14 protein-coding genes and 1 pseudogene are annotated in these 16,981 nt (G+C 67.2%); 6 read left to right on the plus strand and 9 right to left on the minus strand.

The genetic code is table 11. From position 1 onward, the window contains the following. Nucleotides 1-29 precede the first annotated feature (29 nt). Entirely contained in the window at nt 30-1,112 is a 1,083-nt protein-coding gene (locus AAEX57_RS01860) for a helix-turn-helix domain-containing protein (protein WP_342090560.1), read from the plus strand. Next, nucleotides 1,109-1,681: a hypothetical protein gene (locus AAEX57_RS01865; RefSeq protein ID WP_342090561.1), complete on the plus strand. Its 573-nt coding sequence runs from the start codon at nt 1,109-1,111 to the stop codon at nt 1,679-1,681. Before AAEX57_RS01860 ends, AAEX57_RS01865 begins: the two co-directional genes overlap by 4 nt. 150 nt (nt 1,682-1,831) lie before the next feature. Here AAEX57_RS01865 and AAEX57_RS01870 read toward each other — a convergent pair whose 3' ends face one another. Beyond that, nucleotides 1,832-2,170, minus strand: a complete 339-nt coding sequence (locus AAEX57_RS01870) for a hypothetical protein (protein ID WP_342097741.1) — start codon at nt 2,168-2,170, stop codon at nt 1,832-1,834. On the opposite strand from AAEX57_RS01870, the gene AAEX57_RS01875 reads away from it, so the two are divergent. Beyond that, entirely contained in the window at nt 2,087-2,440 is a 354-nt protein-coding gene (locus tag AAEX57_RS01875) for a hypothetical protein (RefSeq protein WP_342090724.1), read from the plus strand. The genes AAEX57_RS01870 and AAEX57_RS01875 overlap by 84 nt on opposite strands. Here AAEX57_RS01875 and AAEX57_RS01880 read toward each other — a convergent pair. Together AAEX57_RS01880 and AAEX57_RS01885 are read right to left on the minus strand one after the other, a co-directional pair. Further along, nucleotides 2,341-2,862: pseudogene (locus AAEX57_RS01880) on the minus strand (HAD-IA family hydrolase); the annotation flags it as partial. The gene AAEX57_RS01875 and the pseudogene AAEX57_RS01880 sit on opposite strands and share 100 nt — an antisense overlap. An 83-nt stretch (nt 2,863-2,945) precedes the next feature. Continuing rightward, nucleotides 2,946-3,518, minus strand: a complete 573-nt coding sequence (locus tag AAEX57_RS01885; RefSeq protein ID WP_342097737.1) for a hypothetical protein — start codon at nt 3,516-3,518, stop codon at nt 2,946-2,948. Nucleotides 3,519-3,614: 96 nt separating this feature from the next. Here AAEX57_RS01885 and AAEX57_RS01890 point away from each other — a divergent pair, with 96 nt between their 5' ends. Continuing rightward, entirely contained in the window at nt 3,615-3,809 is a 195-nt protein-coding gene (locus tag AAEX57_RS01890) for a hypothetical protein (RefSeq protein WP_342090563.1), read from the plus strand. A gap of 237 nt (nt 3,810-4,046) precedes the next feature. On the opposite strand, the gene AAEX57_RS01895 is transcribed toward AAEX57_RS01890, so the two are convergent. Then, nucleotides 4,047-4,769 (minus strand): CPBP family glutamic-type intramembrane protease, encoded by a 723-nt coding sequence (locus AAEX57_RS01895; protein WP_342090564.1) that lies wholly within the window; start codon nt 4,767-4,769, stop codon nt 4,047-4,049. Nucleotides 4,770-5,059: 290 nt separating this feature from the next. On the opposite strand from AAEX57_RS01895, the gene AAEX57_RS01900 reads away from it, so the two are divergent. After that, a complete protein-coding gene (locus tag AAEX57_RS01900) occupies nt 5,060-5,461 on the plus strand; it encodes a DUF2382 domain-containing protein (RefSeq protein WP_342090565.1) in 402 nt (133 codons plus the stop codon). Nucleotides 5,462-5,828: 367 nt separating this feature from the next. On the opposite strand, the gene AAEX57_RS01905 is transcribed toward AAEX57_RS01900, so the two are convergent. From AAEX57_RS01905 to AAEX57_RS01925, 5 genes are all read right to left on the minus strand, one after another. Continuing rightward, on the minus strand, nt 5,829-7,934 hold the full coding sequence (locus AAEX57_RS01905) for a glucose PTS transporter subunit IIA (RefSeq protein ID WP_342090566.1): 2,106 nt from the start codon (nt 7,932-7,934) through the stop codon (nt 5,829-5,831). A gap of 59 nt (nt 7,935-7,993) precedes the next feature. Further along, the gene (gene treC / locus AAEX57_RS01910) at nt 7,994-9,640 is read right to left on the minus strand and encodes an alpha,alpha-phosphotrehalase (protein WP_342090567.1); all 1,647 of its coding nucleotides are present in this window, start codon (nt 9,638-9,640) and stop codon (nt 7,994-7,996) included. 462 nt (nt 9,641-10,102) lie between these two features. Next, nucleotides 10,103-11,041, minus strand: coding sequence for an ROK family glucokinase (locus AAEX57_RS01915; protein WP_342090568.1), 939 nt, complete (start codon nt 11,039-11,041; stop codon nt 10,103-10,105). A 106-nt stretch (nt 11,042-11,147) separates the two neighbouring features. After that, complete coding sequence (locus AAEX57_RS01920) at nt 11,148-12,137, minus strand: Gfo/Idh/MocA family protein (protein WP_342090569.1); 990 nt, start codon at nt 12,135-12,137, stop codon at nt 11,148-11,150. A 145-nt stretch (nt 12,138-12,282) separates the two neighbouring features. Then, on the minus strand, nt 12,283-13,998 hold the full coding sequence (locus tag AAEX57_RS01925; protein WP_342090570.1) for a DUF885 domain-containing protein: 1,716 nt from the start codon (nt 13,996-13,998) through the stop codon (nt 12,283-12,285). Between the two features lie 94 nt (nt 13,999-14,092). On the opposite strand from AAEX57_RS01925, the gene AAEX57_RS01930 reads away from it, so the two are divergent. Then, complete coding sequence (locus tag AAEX57_RS01930) at nt 14,093-16,804, plus strand: S8 family serine peptidase (protein ID WP_342090571.1); 2,712 nt, start codon at nt 14,093-14,095, stop codon at nt 16,802-16,804. The last annotated feature ends 177 nt before the right edge of the window (nt 16,805-16,981 follow it).

Consider the following 16,981-nt stretch of genomic DNA (forward strand, 5'->3'; position numbering starts at 1 on the left):
TATTCACAAGTTTGGCGTAGGCTTGGTGCATGAACGAGACCATCGGCGCGCGCGTCGCCAAGGCAATCCCAGAAGGTGTCACCCGTCGGCAGATCGCCGCCAAGGTGGGCATCGCGGAGGATGCCTTTTCGCGTGCCCTGCATGGCAAGCGAGGGTTCTCGGCGTTGGAGCTCGCCCGACTGGGTGAGGCGCTGGAGGTTGACGTTCATGAGCTGATCACCGGTCGGCCGGACCCAAACCGGTTGGTGCTGGCCGCCCGTCACCAAGTGGATCGCGACACGTGGGAGCGGACCAATGATGGTGCCGCCGACGACAAGCAGATCCTGGCCGATGTCGGCATTGCCCTGCGCAATGCGGCGCGCGTCGCTCCGCAGCCCGCGAGCACCATCCCGCAGGATGTGGAGGATGCGCGTGCTGCCTTGGGCTCCGACTTTGTACGGCCCTTCATGGAGCGACTGCGGGATCTGGGAATCGACGTGGTCAGGGTCGCGGGTCTGGGAACGTCCTACAGCCTGCACGTTGGCAACCGGGCGGTCATCGCGGTACCGGAGAACGGCAACTGGTTCCGGGAGAACTGGGACATGGCCCACGAGCTGGGGCATCTGGTGCTGGGGCACCGGGAGGTTGACTGCACCACCCGGAACGACGTTGACCGGGAAGAGGCGGCGGCCAATGCCTTTGCTGCTGAGCTGCTGCTGCCAGCGGAAGAAATGCGGGCCGTCGACTGGTCGTCTGTGACGCCCGCAGAGGTGGCCGGGCAGGTCTGGGCGCGGGGTGTCTCGACCAGCGCTCTGGCAACCCGGATCGGCTGGCTGAAGCTGCCGGTGGACGAGCATCTGCTGGCTGGCCTCGACGTCACCACGCAACGCTATCTGCGGCAACACCGGAAGCCTGTCGGCGGCGGCGACCCGATCACCACCAGGATGAAGGAGGCCGCCACCCGCAGTTTTCCCGACTGGGTGGTCACCGCCTGCCTCGACGGAGTTGCCACGGGCGTGGTGCGGAAGTCGCTGCTGGCGTGGGTCCTCGGCGTGGACGAGGAAGCACTGGAGGTTGAGGAGTCCGAAGCTGAGTCGATTGACGGCGACAAGCTGATGAACCTGCTGTCATGACGGCTGCTGAACTCATCTTCCCCGACACCACCGTGCTGGTGAACTTTGCTTTGATCGACCGGATGGACTTGCTGGAACAGATCGTCAACGGTCGGGGGACGTGGTGCGGCACGGTTTCCGAGGAGTGTGCACGGCGCGCTGAGCGGATGGAACTGCCGGAGATGCTCCGCTCCACTCAGATCTTCGGTGAGCCGGTGCGCCTTGTCACCAGGGCAGAGTTTGATGACTACCAGCTCAATCTGGACTGGTTCGCGTCGGTTTCCACCGACCCCAATGCGGGGCATGAGGGTGAGTCGGAAACCTTGGCCATCATGATCAATCGCAAAGAGTCTGGGCTGATGGTCACCGATGACACGTCAGTTCCCAAACGGGTGGAGGTCCTCCAGGCGCAGCAGCGGATCAGCGTCTGTACCACCTGGGACCTCTTGCGTATCGCCCTGTGGCGAGGGCAGATCGAGGAGACAGACTTCTGGGCATACCGGCGGACATTGCTGGGCAACAAGCGCGGTTGTCCGAATCACGTTCGGCGTGCCGAGCTCTGTGCAGCATGGATCAAGCGATCCAGCTGAAGAGTCTGGCCCGACGGGCTTGAACCCAGCAGGGTTCCGCAGAGAATCTGACATCCCCCCAGCGGGATGCCTGGGGAAAGGCCACCCCGCCGTCGAGCCCTGACCCGGCGGGGTCTGGAGTGTCTGGCAGAAAGAGTCCTTCTCGGATTGTTACTCGAAGCACGTGCGAGGCAAGATCTGGGTCCGGGCAGCCGATGCTGCCGTGAGACTTGGGTCTTTTTCATGTCCCGACCACTTCGGTGCTCGTAACAGTCCCAAGGAGCAGACATGGAACATGTCGTCGCAGCCCTCGCCGGCGGTCTGGTGGTGTCCTGCCAGGCCCTTCCCGGTGAGCCGATGTATCGCCCCGACGGCGGTGCGATGCCGCTGTTCGCTATTGCCGCCGAGCTCGCCGGCGCCGTCGGCATGCGCGCCAACTCCGCCCGCGACGTTGCCGAGATCAAGCAGGCCGTCGCGCTGCCGTTGATCGGCCTGATCAAGCACAAGCACCCGCCTCGCCCTCCTGGCGCTGCACACGGCCCGCTTGGTCACCGCGGCTCGGGGCTGAACTCCAGCAGGATTCCCTCGTCGGAGGGGATTCGGCGAACGTGGCGCAGGTCGGGGATCAGCACGTCGACGGTGGTCGGGTCGAGCTTGTCGCCGACGCCGACCACCAGGCCGGCCCCGGCGGCCCGCGCCGCCTCGACCCCCACCGACGCGTCCTCGAAGACCGCCACCCGGGACGGCTCCAGGCCCAGCAGTTGCGCGCCGCGCAGGTAAGGGTCCGGGTTGGGCTTGCCCAGCGTGACGTCCTCCGCGGTGATCATCCGCGTCGGGTTGTGGCCGGCATTGGCCAGCCGCGGGACGGCCAGCTCGCGACCGGCGGAGGTGACCACCACCCACTTGTCCGCCGGAAGGCTCTCGGTGAAGGCGACGGCGCCGGGAACCTCCGGCATCCGGTGGGATTCGGAAACCTCCATGTCCTCGATGGACTTGAGGGCGCCAGCGTGATCCTCGGGCGAAACCCACGGCGCGATGATGTCGCGCGCCGGGGTGCCGTGCGGGAAGTCGACGGTGGGGTCGAAACCCGGGGTCCAGATCTTGCCCCACTCCCGCCAGACGCCCATGGCCACCGCCAGCGAATCCACCAGCACCCCGTCGCTGTCGAAGAGGATGCCGTCGACGTGTGCGGTGTGGATCATGTGCGGCCTTCCCCGGGGCGAGTTCGCCGGCGGACGCCGACGGGTTCAGGGCAGAGCCTAACCCCAGCGATCCCGGCCCCGGGTCAGCCAGCAAACTGCTGCACGTCGGTCGCCTCGAAGCTGGTCCAGGCAGCATTGCTGTGCTCGAAGCGGACCATGAAGCCGCCACCGTCAGCGCCGTCCGGGTAGGCCCGACCCACGACGCAACCGCGGGTGCCGATATCGATCAAGTCCCACGGCAGCGACTCGGTCATCGTCCAGTTCATGCCATGACAGGAATAGGTGGTCAGCTTGCCACCCCAGCGTTGGAGGCCCAGCAACTCGTCCACCGTCGAGGGAGTCGCGTAGCGCAGCGCGGCCTTGCGGTTCTTGGCGCGAATGGCGCTGGCCAGGGCCTTGAAGGTGCGCCACTCGTTGTAGTACGCCGGCTTGCTGCCCACCAGCTTGCGCTTCTTCTTGCTCCAGTTGATCTTGATGGTGGCGCTCTGGGTGCCCCACAGATCGCTGTCGTCCGGCTGGCCAACGGCGATCGCATGGATGGTGGCGACGCCCTTGCTGAGCTTGACGGAATGCACCTGCGCCCGGCCGGAGGCATAGCCGAGCTTGATCGTGCTGTAGCTGCCGACGATCTTCATGTTCTGGTCGTAGAAGACCACCACCTCGGGCCAGGCGACACCGCCCTTGCTGCAATGGAAGGTGGCGACGGCGCCGGTGCGCTCACCGGGCTTGACCGCACGGTGTTGGAGAGGTCGATGTTGATGCTGCCGGGCTGGCCGTCGCGCCAGACACCCTTCCTGAGCTTGCCGGGGCGGTGTTCGCAGAGCGACGGGACAGGCGCGCTGAGCAGCTTGGCCTTGGTGATGGGGGCCGGGCCGGCGCTGGCCGGCGCGGCCGTCAGGGTGCCGCACATCACCGTCGCTGCGAGTGTGAGGGGCAACAAGCGTTGAGTCTTCATGGTTCGTCCAATCCAGGGGCGCTTCGGGTGGCCATTGGCAGGCTAGACCCGCGGGCTGCCCTGGCGGACCCCCAGTTTCTTGGGGGTGATGCCGACGGACGAGGCGCCAAGGCCCTCCCTTGTTCACACGTGCGGATCACGGTCCTTCAACCAACCTGTCGGTCAGTACAGCTAGCTCGATCGGCGAGCTTCCGACAGAGTCCTGAGCCTCACGCGAACGCCGTGAAGCTCACCCACCCATCGCCCGGAGCCCCACCAGGATTCCCTGAGTGAGGGACGGGTCGGCCAGCACGTGGGGCAGCGCATGGCCCACCAGCACGGGCATCAGGCTGCGCCCACCCCAGACGTAGATGGCCGAGAGAATGGTGAACATCACGACTGAGGAGGCCATGTAGGTGGGGGTGAAGTGGCCCCCGATCACGCCGTGGTAGCTGCCCATTGCCAGCCCGCCCACCAGCACCTGCACCCAGCGCGCCACGCTGGCCCGGTGCAGGTGGTCCAGGATGAAGGCGCGCGCCACCTCTTCGCCGAAGGCCAGCACCGGCCCGGCCAGGACCATCGGGATCCGCTGCCAAGCCGTGCTGGTGGGGTCGCCACCAGAGGCATAGGACAGTGCTGCCCACAAGACGCCGAAGGTGACGCCCGCCACCCACGCCCAGCATCGGGCAGGGCGACGCCAACCCAGATCCGCCAGCGTTCGGCCGGTGCGTGGCAGCCACCACAGCGTCACGGCCGTCACCGTCAGGAAACCGACGACGAAGACCATGTCCAACACGAAGGCCGCGTGCACGCTGGTGCCCATCCGTCTGTGGATGGCACTGGCGGCCAGACCGAAGCACCCCACGCCAAGGACCAGCCACAGCACGGCCGTCATGCCAAGAGCCCGTACCCACGCTGTGCTCAGGCCCACCGGGGTGGCGGTGGGGTGGTCTGCGGTGGCGGGGCCTTTCATCACGCCGGAACCTCCTGAAGTGGAATTGTGGGTCACTTCGTCCCCATCGCACCGATGGCGGTGCGGAAAGGGTTCCGGGCAAGAGTCCGCTGTGAGTTCGTCTGCAGGTAACCCGATTGTCGCTCCCCTGTCATGGCACTTCCCACGGCAAGGGACCCCTGGCTCGATGGGCTCCTTTGGGGTACCACGGAGCCCCCGCATTGCGCCCGTGGTGAATCCACCCCTTGGTGGGTGTCCTCATCAACCCGGCTGTGCGACGATCTTTGGGTCCGCGACGTGAGGAGATCCCCGTGACCAGCACGAACGAGCACGACCAGCAGCTCACCGACGACATCACGCTGCTCAGTGAGCAGCTCGTCGTGCAGGGTGAGATGCGTGAATGGACCCGTGCGCGGGTCACCCGCCGGATCGTCACCGAGCAGCGCTCCATCACGGTCCCTGTCCGCCGTGAGGAGCTGGTGGTGGAGTACTTGGGAGGCGCGCCCGACCCGGAGCTCAGCACCGTCGACGGCTCCACTCGGGTGGCCGGCAGCCACCAGATCGAGCAGATCGTGCTGCACCAGGAGGTGCCGCGGGTCGAGTATGACCTGGTGCCCTACGAGGAGGTGTCGCTGGTGGTGGACACCACCGTGCGCGAGGTGCAGATCGACGGGGAAGTGGCCCGCGAGCAGCTGGACATCCAGGAGCAGTGAACCACCCCTCGACAAGCTCGGGGATCGTGGTTGAGTTCCTGCGCGGGGATCGTGGTTGAGTTCCTGCCTCGCGGAGCGTGACTGGCGCCCGCCCGGCGACGTGACCACGATGGCCGAGCCTGTCGAGGCCCCAGACGCCCAGACACCTGGACACCTTCAGAGAGCGGTGTGCATGCACACCCCCATACACACTCGTGTTCGCAGGTTGCGCGGCAATGCCCCTGGACAAGCTCGGGATCGTGGTTGGGGTGTAGCTCGGTGACGCGACCACGGTGGCCGAGCCTGTCGAGGCCCCGAACGACAGTGTGGGTGGTCACCACCGTCGACGGCGGCAACCACCCACACGTGGTGCAGGGCTGGAGTCAGATCACTTGGCGGTGGGCTCCCGCTTGCCCAGGCGCACCTTCTTGACCTCCTTCTCGCCCTCCAGGTCGGCGTCGGAGAAGCCGAACATGTAGGTGAGCACGAAGGACGTCACCAGCGCCGCACCCGAGGCAATCAGGAAGCCCCAGAAGCTGGAGTCGATCCCATCCTTGGGGTTGATGAAGGAGGTGAAGCCGATCAGCGAACCGGTGAAGCCCCACATGTTGACCTTCAGCAGGCCGGTCAGCAGGCCACCGACGGCACCACCGATCGACGCGGTGATGAAGGCCCGCCCGTACTTCAGGTTCAGGCCGTACATGGCGGGCTCGGTGATGCCGGCGAAGGCCGCCAGCGTCGCGGAACCGGCAAGCTCCTTGATCTTGGCCACCTTGGTCTTGGCAAAGATCGCCAGCACGGCGCCGCCCTGGGCAACCATCGTCGCGGAGATCAACGCGTTCAGGTTCGAGTTGCCGGTCTGGGCGATGTCGCTGGCCACCAACGGGATCACGGCCCAGTGCAGGCCGAAGATCACCAGCGACTGGTAGAGCGCACCGATCAGGCCACCGGCGATCGTCGGGTTCAGGTCGTAGACGCCCTGGATGCCCGCGGCCAGGCCGGCGGACAGGAAGGTGACGATCGGGCCCAGGATCAGCAGGATCGCGGCAGAGACGATGAAGACCTCGAAGAAGGGCACGAAGATCATCCGCACGGTGACAGGAATGATCTTCTTCAGCCACGGCTCCACCTTGGACGCCAGCCAGGCGGCCACGATGATCGGGAAGATCGAGTAGGAGTAGCTGGCCAGGTGGTACGGCAGGCCGAAGAAGTCGGCGTTCAGGCTCATCCCGGCGATCTTGCGGGTGCCCTCCTTGGCGGCCTCGGTGGTCAGCACCGGGTGGGTGAGCACACCGCCGATGATGGCTACGACGATCGGATCGGACCCGAGTCGTTTGGCGGCGGTGAAGCCGACGAAGATCGGCAGGAAGTAGAAGACCGAGTCGCTCATCGCGTTGATCGCCGCATAGGTGGACGACTTGTCGGTGATCACCTCGAAGTTCAGCAGCAGCGCCAGGACACCCTTGAGGATACCGGCGGCCGCCAGCAGGCCGATGATCGGAATCATCGAGCCGGTGATCACGCCGATCAGCTCGCTGAAGCCGTACTTCAACCACCCGACCAGGGTGGTGGGCTTCTCCCGGTCATCGATGACGTCGACGGTGCTGTCCACCTGCGGCAGCTGCTTGGTGATGGCGTCGAAGACGTCCTCGACGGCCGGGCCGATCACCACCTGGTACTGGCCGCCGGCCTTGGCGACGTCGATCACGCCGTCCAGGTTGGAGACGACGTCGTCATTGGCGAGCTTCTCGTCCTTCAGGTAGAAGCGCACCCGGGTGATGCAGTGGATCACGGAGCGGATGTTGTCCGCGCCGCCGACATTGTCGATGATGTCGAAGGCCAGCAGGTCGTGGCCGCTGAGCGTGGTGCGGTCCACCAGCTGGTGGTGGTTCGACGCGTTGGCGGGAGCGGCCCCCTCGACGGTCTGGGCGGCCGTGCTCGCGGCGGCGGGCACCGCAACGGCCCCGGCTGCTGCAGCGGCGGGCGCGGCGGACTTCTTCACCGGGGCGGGCAGTACCTGCGCGGTGGCCACCTGGGCGCCCAGCGAGGCGGGGCCGTGGTTCACGTCGAGCCCACCCAGCCGCTTCTTGGTATTGGTGATCACCAGGATCGCCGACGTGTCCTTGCCCGCCGCCACCACCTGATCCAGGTCCATGGTGCCGATCGGTTCGCCCGCGGCCACCTCCTGGCCCTTGGCGACGGTCAGGGCGAACGGCTTGCCCTCCAACTCGACGGTGTCGATGCCCAGGTGCAGCAGCACCTCGAGCCCCTCGGGCGACCGCAGACCGATGGCGTGGCCGGTCTTGGCCACCATGAAGACCGTGCCGGCGACGGGGCTGGCCACCTCATTGCCGGTCGGGCGGACGGCGAAACCGTCGCCCATCTTCTTGCTGGCAAAGGCGGGGTCGGGCACATCGGCCAGATCCACCACCTCGCCCGCCATTGGGGCGACCAGTGTCTCGGGACGGATCTCGGGGATCACATCATCGGTCATTGGGGTTCCTCTCCCTTGGGGTTGTGTGGCGCCCGGGACAGTAGGCGCATTGGGTGGGCTCAGCCCTCGGCGACGATGCCGAGAGCCTCATAGGGGCGAAGCACCAGGCGGGATGCCAGTGCAACGTCGTCGTGGTTGCCGATCAGCACCGAGCCGGCGGCGAAGTCCTCCGCGATGGTGACCTCGGCCGGTTCCGCGTGGAAATTGGCCAGCACCAGCAGGCGTCGCCCCTGGTGGGAGCGCAGATAGCCGAAGACCGCCTCGTGGCCCGGGTCGAAGGACTCGTAACTGCCCTCACTGATCAACTCGTCGCGCTTGCGCAGCGCGATCAACTCCCGGTAGTAGGGCAGGATCCGGCCACCGGCCTCCTCGTCGGCAACATTGATCCGCTCCTGGTTGGTGGGCCGCAGCCACGGCGCGACGTCGCTGAAACCGGCGTGCGTCGACGAGTCCCACTGCATCGGGGTGCGGGCATTGTCCCGGGCCTTGGCATGCACGATCTCGAACGCGCGCTGGGGCGTCTCGCCATTGGTCACCAGCTCCGCGAAGGCGTGCTGCGCCTCCACGTCGACGTAGTCCGTCATGGCCTCGTAGAGCGGATCGGTCATGCCGATCTCCTCGCCCATGTAGACATAGGGCGTGCCGCGCAGCAGGTGGATGGCGGTGGCCAGCATCGTCGCGGATTCGGTGTGGTAGTTGGCCGGATCACCAAAACGGTCGATCGCCCGCGGTTGGTCGTGGTTGTTCCAGAACAGCGCATTCCAGCCATTGCCGGCCTGCATGCCGCGCGCCCACTCGTCGAGCAGCCGCTTGAGTTCGGCCAGGTCGAAGGGCATCAGCGTCCACTTCTGGCCTCCGGCATAGTCCACCTTGAGGTGGTGGAAGTTGAAGACCATCGACAGCTCGTGGTTGTCCGGGTTGGAATAGCCGACGCAGGCCTCGATCGAGGTGGACGACATCTCTCCGACGGTCACCGAATCCTCGTCCTGGCCGAAGCTGGCGGCGGCCAGCTCCCGCAGGTAGGGGTGCACATCCGGCCCGTCGGTGTAGGCGTCGCGACCGTCGGTGCCGGGGGTGCCGTCCAGCAGCTCTGCCTGCTTGCCGATCAGGTTGATCACGTCGAAGCGGAAGGCCTTGACCCCCTTGCCCCGCCAGAAATTGACCACCGCCGCCATCTCCGCCCGCACCTCGGGATTGCGCCAGTCCAGATCCGCCTGGGTGATGTCGAACAGGTGCAGGTAGTAGTCGCCGGTGTCGCCGAAGGGCGCCCAAGCATTGCCGCCGAACTTGGAGCCCCAGCTGGTGGGCGGCGAACCGTCGGCCTTCGGCGGACGAATGATGTAGTAGTCGCGGTACTTCTGCTCCCCGGCCAGGGCCTTCTGGAACCATTCGTGCGCGGTGGAGGTGTGGTTCAACACCATGTCAAGCATCACGCCGATCCGGTGCTTTCCCAGCTCCTCGACGAGTTCCTCGAAGTCCTCCATGGTGCCCATCGACGGGTCGACGGCGCAGTAGTCGCTCACGTCGTAGCCATTGTCACGCTGCGGCGACGGGTAGAAGGGGTTCAACCAGACCAGGTCGACGCCCAGCGAGGCAATGTGCTCGACCTTCTCGATGATGCCGCGCAGATCGCCGACGCCGTCGGCATTCGAGTCGCGGAAGGATTTGGGATAGATCTGGTAGACGACAGCGTCATGGAAACTCATGCTCACCCCGTTGTGCAGACGACGCGGCGGGCGCCACGCTTGCCCGGCACAGTAGCAACGAACCGATGAGGCTGGAATGGTGTTCCGCTGATGGACGAACACGGGAGCCGAGGACGGCTTCCGGCTCGGTCAGGTCCGTGGTGTGAGTCAGTCCGTGCGTGAGTCAGTCCGTGCTGTGAGTCAGTCCGTGCTGTGAGTCAGTCCGTGCTGTGAGTCATGTCGGTGGGGTGCGTCGCGTCTCCGGATCTACAGCCCGGCACGGCGACCTCGGTGCCGGTCTGCTTCTTCGTCGCAACCCACGCTCTGGTGCGTTTCAACCATCCCAGCGCCGTGCCGGGCTGCAGATCCTCCGACGCGCCGCTCGCGGACGCCTGCGGGGCTGCTGTGATCCTCGGAGGACCGCTCCGCGGCCCGTCCTCGTATCACGGCCCCTCGACAGGCTCGGGGATCGTGGTTGGGAAGTCAGCGGGACAGGTCCGCCGCCCCGATCATCCCGGCGGAATTGCCCATCACGGCCATCCGGATCTCCGGTTCGGGACGGAACTTGCGCGCCGTCAATGACTTCTTGAAGGTCTTGTGCACCGGGGTGCGCAGCAGGTCACCGGTCTCGCTGACCCCGCCCGCCAGCACGAAGACGTCCGGGTCCAGCACCGCGGACAGTACGGCCATGCCGCGCCCGATCCAGGTGCCCAGCGTCGAGTAGCAGTCCAGCGCGGCCGCGTCGCCCTCCTGCGCGGCCTGGGTGACGTGCAGCCCGGTGATGTTCAGCGGGTTGTCGTCGGCCAGTTCCAGCATTCGCTTGCCCAGGTTCGGATCTAGCGCGGAGAGCTCCCGCGCCTCGTGCACCAGCGCGGTGCCGGAGCCGTAGCGCTCCCAGCAGCCGCGCAGGCCGCAGCCGCAGCGACGCCCGTCGGGGCGGATGATGAAGTGCCCCAGCTCACCGGCGAAGCCATTGGAGCCGCGCACCAACTGGGAATTGGAGATGATCGCGCCGCCAATCCCGGTGCCGATGGTGAGCACCACGGCGGAGCTGACCCCCTTGGCGGCGCCGAAGCGGGCCTCGGCCCAGCCGGCCGCGTTGGCATCGTTCTCCACGACGGTGGGCAGCCCGGTGGCCTGCTCGACGATCTGCTTCAGCGGCTCATTGCGCCAAGCCAGGTTCGGGGCGAAGATCACCGTCGAACGTTCCTGGTCGACGAAACCGGCCGCGCCGATCCCGATGGTGGTGGCGCCGTGCTCGTCGGCCAGCTGCTTGGCCATGCTGGCGATCAGTTCAGCGGTGCGGGTGGTGTCCTTGGCGGGGGTGGCGCGGCGCAACTGGGCGATGATCCTGCCGTCCTCATCCACCACTCCGGCGGCGATCTTGGTTCCGCCGACATCGACGCCGATGGCCAGTGACATGACAACTCCTGTGGGGCTATTCCCTGCGACAGGCTCAGGGACCGTGGTTGGGCGGCGCTGGGCCACCGTCAGCCTAGGGCCTGTTGGGTGGCGACGACAGTCTCGCTCAGGCCTCGTCCTCGGGATCGCCGGGGAAGTGCAGCCCCACCTGGTGCCGAGCCTCGTCCATCACGGTCAGGGCGTTCAGCGTCGCCTCCTGGTGCGGCCGGGCCAGGGCCGGCTCGGCGACCAGCCGGGCGAAGGCCTGCAGCACATGCGCCTGCTGCGGCAATTCCTTGACCACCTCGAGATCCTCGTGGGTGGAGCTGTGCGCCCACCAGATCCGCATGTGCTTCGGGTTGTCGATGGCGTCGATCTCCAGCGACGCGTCCTCGCCGGAGATCACATTCCATGACTTGTTGGCGGAGACCTTGGAGCAGGTCACCGTCGCAGTGAAGTCGGGATAGTCCAGCAGCAGGGTGGTGGAGCCGTCGATCCCGTTGGAGAGCTTCACGCTGGAGGCGCGTACCCGCGACGGCAGCCCGAACAGGGTCATCAGCGGGTGCAGGCAGTAGACGCCCAGATCCATCAACGCGCCGGCCGCCATCTCCGGCTTGAAGATGTTCTCCACCCGGCCGGCCAGGAAATTGTCGTAGCGACGCGAGCGCTGGCACAGCTGCAGGTTGATCTGCCGCACGGGGCCCAGGCTCTCCAGATAGGCGTTGACGGTGCGCCAGCTGGGCTCGTGCACGGAGCGGACGGATTCCAGCAGCACGACGCCGCGCTGCTCGGCCACCCGCAGCAGATCCAGCCACTGCTCGGCATTGACGCAGGCGGACTTCTCCACCAGCACGTGCTTGCCGGCGGTCAGCAGCATTCGCGCCTGCTCATGGTGCAGCACATTGGGGGAGGCGATGTAGACGGCGTCGACGCCCCGGTCGCGGGCCAGCTCGTCAAGGCTGGCCACCCCGCGGGCGCCGAAGCGTTCACCGAATTCGGTGGCCCGCACCAGATCCCGGGAATAGGCGACGGTGTAGTCAGCCTCCTCGACCATGGCCGCAGCCTGGGCGAAGAGCTCGACGATTGAGCTCGTACCGATTGTGGCGAACCTCACCATTGCCTGCCCCCTCTCTGAGCACGGCCAGCCTAGGGGAGCGTGGGTCCAGAGCCCTCCTCACCCCCAGCGGAATCACAGGCGATGAAGGAAAAGCGGAAGGCCCCTCGACAGGCTCGGGGATCGTGGTTGGGTTCCGCGCCAAGGATCAGGCGGACTCCAGCACCGCCTCGCGCAGCACATCCAACCCGACGCCACCGATGTCCAGGGCGGTCCGGTGGAAGTCCTTCAGGCTGAACGCGTCGCCCTGCTTGGCCTTCACCTCGTCGCGCAGTTGCAGCCACAAGCGCTCACCGATCTTGTAGGACGGGGCCTGGCCGGGCCAGCCGCAGTAGCGGTTCACCTCGAAGCGGGCGAAGCCCTCGTCCATGAAGACGTGCTGGTTGAAGTACTCCCAAGCCTTGTCAAAGGTCCATTCGCCACCACCAACCGAATCCGGAGCCGTCAGCCCCAGCTCTGCTCCACAGTGCAGGCCGATGTCGATCACCACCCGCACGGCGCGCAGCATCTGGCCGTCGAGCAGGCCCATCAGATTGCCCGGGTCGTCCTGGTAGCCCAGATCGGCCATCAACCACTCGGCGTACAGCGCCCAGCCCTCGCCGTGGCCGGAGACCCAACAGCCGTGCCGGCGCCACAGGTTGAGCAGTTCGCTGCGGTAGGCGGTCTGGCCGATCTGCAGGTGATGCCCGGGCACACCCTCGTGGTAGACGGTGGTCAGCTCCCGCCAGGTGCTGAAGCTCTCGACGCCTTCGGGGACGGCCCACCACATCCGGCCGGGGCGGGAGAAGTCCTCGCTCGGGCCGGTGTAGTAGATCCCGCCGTCGGTGGTGGGGGCGATGCAGCACTCGATCCGACGCACCGGATCGGGAATGTCAAAGTGCACGTCGGCCAGCGCGGCCACGGCCTCGTCGGCCTTGCCCTGCATCCATTCCCGCAGGGCGTCGGTGCCGTGCAGCCGGTAGTCCTCATCGGCATCCAACAGCTCGACGGCCTCGGCGATGCTGGCGCCGGGCTTGATCCGTTCGGCGGTCTGGCGCTCCAGTTCCTGGATCCGGGCCACCTCCGCCAGGCCCCACCGGTAGGTCTCGGCCAGGTCCACCGTCGATCCGAGCGAGGCGCGCGAGAGCAACTGGTAGCGCGCCACCCCGACACCGTCGACGTCGGTTCCGGCGGCGTCCAGCTCGGTGCGCAGGCTCAGCGCTGCCCCGACGAAGGCGGCGCGCGCCACCTCGATCCCGTCGGAGAGGTCCGCGGCCAGGTCGTCGGCCAGCGGGCCGGAATCGGTGCGGGCGCCGTCCCGCAGGCCGTCCAGGAAGCCGCCGTCGGCGCTCCACTGTTCCACCTGCTCGGCCAGCTGGTCCACCTGGCGCCGGGCGGGCAGCAGGCCACGCTCCACCGCGGCACGTTGGCTCGCCAGCCAGCCGTCGATGGCATCCGGGACGGTGTGCAGGCGTCGGGCGATGGTGCGCCAGTCCTCGTCGGTGGCGGTGGGCATCATGTCGTAGACGGAGCGGATCTGGTGCAGGGCGGTGGCGATGTTGTTGATGCCCAGCAGATCCTGCCCGGATTCGTGGATCTCCACCTCCAGGCCGAGGCGTTCTCGCATCGCGGCCAGGGTGACCCGGTCGATCGCGTCGGCGGGGCTGGCCTGCTCCAGCCTGGCCAGGGTCTCCCGGTTGAGCGCGTCGTAACGCTCCAGCCCGGCGGGGGAGAAGTCGTCGTACTCGTGCTGCCGCTCGGGACGGCCCAGGCTGGTCAGGTAGCAGGGGCTGAGCTTCACCGCGCTCTCGAAATAGTCGTCGGCGATCTCATCGATCGCGGTGCGAGGGCGGGTGGCGACGGGGCTCTGCGCTGAGATGGTCACCCGGCAACCCTAGCGACGGGGCCGTTGGTCGCACTAGGGTCCGGGGCAATGCGGTCGACGTCGATCGCACCACCCCCACTCAATGAGGAGAACCATGCAGCACCGAAACAGGGCTCTGCTGAGCAGCCTCGCGGCCACGGCACTGGCCGCCTCGTGCCTGACGGCCGTCCCCACCGCCCACGCCGAGGGCGCCGACCTTGGCCGGATGTCCGACTACATCAAGATCGCCACCGGCGACCAGAATGGTGAATTCGTGAAGAACCGCTGGCTGGTGCGGGTGGAGGGCGCCGCCCTTGCCGACGGCGGCAGCAGCACCGCCGTCGACGCGTCGCAGCGCGCCGTGGTGAAGGCCGCCGCCAGCGCCGGCGTCCGGATCAAGGGCCAGCGCACGTACTCGCGCACCTTCAACGGCATGGCCGTCACCCTGGACGCCAAGCAGGTCACCAGACTGGCGTCGGTGAAGGGCGTCACCGGCATCTACCCGGTGGCCCAGATCGAGCGGCCGGTGACCGAGGGCACCGAGCCCAACCTGGCCCATGCCGTGAACCTCTCCGGCGCGGCCGTCGCCCGGGATGATCTTGGCTACGACGGCTCCGGGATCAAGGTTGGCGTGATCGACTCCGGGATCGACATCGATCACCCTGATCTTGGTGGCGGCGGCACCAATGGTGGCACCGCCTTCCCCACCTCCCGGGTGAAGTACGGCCACGACTTCGTCGGCGACGACTACAACTCCAAGATCGACGGTTCGGTTCCGGTGCCCGACGCCGTGCCCGATGACTGCGGCGGCCACGGCACCCACGTCGCCGGAATCATTGGCGCCGACGGCGACACCAGCAAGCAGGGCGTCAAGGGCGTTGCCCCCAAGGTGACCCTGGGCGCCTACCGGGTCTTCGGCTGCAAGGGCAGCACCAGCTCCGAGGTGATCCTGGCCGCAATGGAGCGGGCCGAGGCCGATGGGATGGACGTGGTCAACATGTCCCTGGGGGCGGACATGATGACCTGGCCGGACTACCCGACCGCCACCGCCTCCGACGCCATGGCCAGGCGCGGCACCATCATGGTGGCTGCGGCCGGCAACGAGGGGGAGAGCGGCGTGTTCACCTCCGGCGCGCCCAGCGTCGGCAAGCGCACCCTCTCGGTTGCCAGCTATGACAACACCCACCTCACCCAGCGGGTGTTCACCCTGGTGGGCACGGACAAGAAGTACGGCTACGGTGCCGCCTCGCCGGCCCCCGCCCCCGCCACCAGCGGCCAGCTGCCGCTGGTCAGCGTTGGGGAGCCCGGCACCCCAGCAGCGGGTGGCTGTGACCCCTACGGTGACGAGCTGAAGCAGAAGTTCGCGACGCCCGCCGCGGCCCTGGTGCAACGCGGCACCTGCACCTTCTACCAGAAGGCGCTCAATGCGCAGCAGGCCGGTGCCAAGGCCGTGGTGCTCTACAACAACCAGCCGGGCACCATCAACCCCAGCGTCGAGGGTGCAGTCCCGATCACCATCCCGGTGGTGATCATCAGCCAGGCCGACGGAGTTGATCTTGCCGCGCAGGCCAACCCGGTGATCGAGTGGACCAACCAGACCATCTCCAGCAAGGATCCGGCCGGCGGCCAGGTCTCCAGCTTCTCCAGCTGGGGAGTCTCGGCCGATCTCACCCTGAAGCCTGATCTTGGTGCGCCCGGCGGCAACATCTGGTCCACCTACCCGCTGGAGAAGGGCGCCCACGCGTCGCTGTCCGGCACCTCGATGGCCACCCCGCACACCGTCGGCGCCATTGCCCAGCTCCTGCAGGCCCGGCCAAAGCTGAGGGGCAAGCCCGAGAAGGTGCAGCAGTTGCTGATGAACACCGCCGTGCACGACGCCCCGTGGAGCCTGAACCCCAAGCTCGGGCTGGCCGAGCCGGTGATCCGGCAGGGCGCCGGCCTGATCCAGGTGGATCGCGCCATCCTGACCCAGCAGACCATCAGCCCCACCAAGATCAGCCTGGGGGAGCAGCGGCATCGAGGTGTCACCACCACGCTCACCCTGCGCAATGATTCCCGTCGGGCGGTGGTCTACACCCTGGGCAATGAGACCTCGATCGGCACGGTTGGCACCAGCGACCCGCAGTTCGACCTGCTGGATGCCCAGGTCAGCCTGCCGAGCAAGGTCGTCGTGCCGGCCCGCGGCAGCAAGCGCATCAAGGTGAGCATCCAGGCGCCGAAGGATGCTCCCAATGGCTACCTCTACGGCGGCTGGATCGTCGCGAAGTCGGCCACCGGAGCGACCCTCACGGTGCCCTACCTGGGGATGGCCGGTGACTACCAGCGCGTCGACGTGCTGCACGGCCCCGGATCCGACGCCCCCTGCCTGGGCTCCGTGATCGACAAGACTCCCACCTGCTTCGACGAGCAGGCCGGGCGCAGCTACTCGATGGCCAACGACGATCGTCCGATCGCGGTCTTCCGGATCGAGTACCCGGTGGAGACCTTCCAGATCCTGGTGCACCGCGCCAATCCCGACGGCTCCAAGGGTGAGCTGCTGGGCACCGCACTGGAGTTGGAACACAACGGTCGCGAGGTGGGCAATCTGGCCTGGGGCTGGGACGGCACCTACCTGACCACCGGCAAGAATCCCTACCTGGCCAAGGCCTCCGCGGGCGACTATGTCTTCGAGATCAAGGCGCTGCGGGCCCTGGGCACGGCGCGCAAGGCCGACGACTGGCAGAGCTGGACCAGCCAGAAGTTCACCGCCCGCTTCGACGCCGGCAAGCCGGCCGTCAACAGTGCGTCGGTGATCGATCCGATGCAGGTCACGCACCAGGAGGGCTGACCGGGCGGCGCCCCGGAGAGGGGCGTTGCCCCCAACCCATCGGGCACAGTTCACCCCAGTTGGCAAGGGGTCCCACCGTCAGGTGGGACCCCTTGTGCCATGTTCCTGCAGGGCGCCCCCGGCGAATTTCTCGTCGGAGCGCCCAAGTAGAGTCGTGCCCAGAAAATGACACGTCAT

It is taken from the genome of Luteococcus sp. H91, from assembly GCF_038433135.1.
Lineage (GTDB): Bacteria > Actinomycetota > Actinomycetes > Propionibacteriales > Propionibacteriaceae > Luteococcus.

Bases quoted from the DNA above. Each gene is read 5' to 3' on its own strand.
- AAEX57_RS01860 (WP_342090560.1), top strand. From the start codon at position 30: ATGAACGAGACCATCGGCGCGCGCGTCGCCAAGGCAATCCCAGAAGGT.
- AAEX57_RS01865 (WP_342090561.1), top strand. From the start codon at position 1,109: ATGACGGCTGCTGAACTCATCTTCCCCGACACCACCGTGCTGGTGAAC.
- AAEX57_RS01875 (WP_342090724.1), top strand. From the start codon at position 2,087: ATGCGCGCCAACTCCGCCCGCGACGTTGCCGAGATCAAGCAGGCCGTC.
- AAEX57_RS01890 (WP_342090563.1), top strand. From the start codon at position 3,615: ATGTTGATGCTGCCGGGCTGGCCGTCGCGCCAGACACCCTTCCTGAGC.
- AAEX57_RS01895 (WP_342090564.1), bottom strand. From the start codon at position 4,769: ATGAAAGGCCCCGCCACCGCAGACCACCCCACCGCCACCCCGGTGGGC.
- AAEX57_RS01905 (WP_342090566.1), bottom strand. From the start codon at position 7,934: ATGACCGATGATGTGATCCCCGAGATCCGTCCCGAGACACTGGTCGCC.
- treC (WP_342090567.1), bottom strand. From the start codon at position 9,640: ATGAGTTTCCATGACGCTGTCGTCTACCAGATCTATCCCAAATCCTTC.
- AAEX57_RS01915 (WP_342090568.1), bottom strand. From the start codon at position 11,041: ATGTCACTGGCCATCGGCGTCGATGTCGGCGGAACCAAGATCGCCGCC.
- AAEX57_RS01920 (WP_342090569.1), bottom strand. From the start codon at position 12,137: ATGGTGAGGTTCGCCACAATCGGTACGAGCTCAATCGTCGAGCTCTTC.
- AAEX57_RS01930 (WP_342090571.1), top strand. From the start codon at position 14,093: ATGCAGCACCGAAACAGGGCTCTGCTGAGCAGCCTCGCGGCCACGGCA.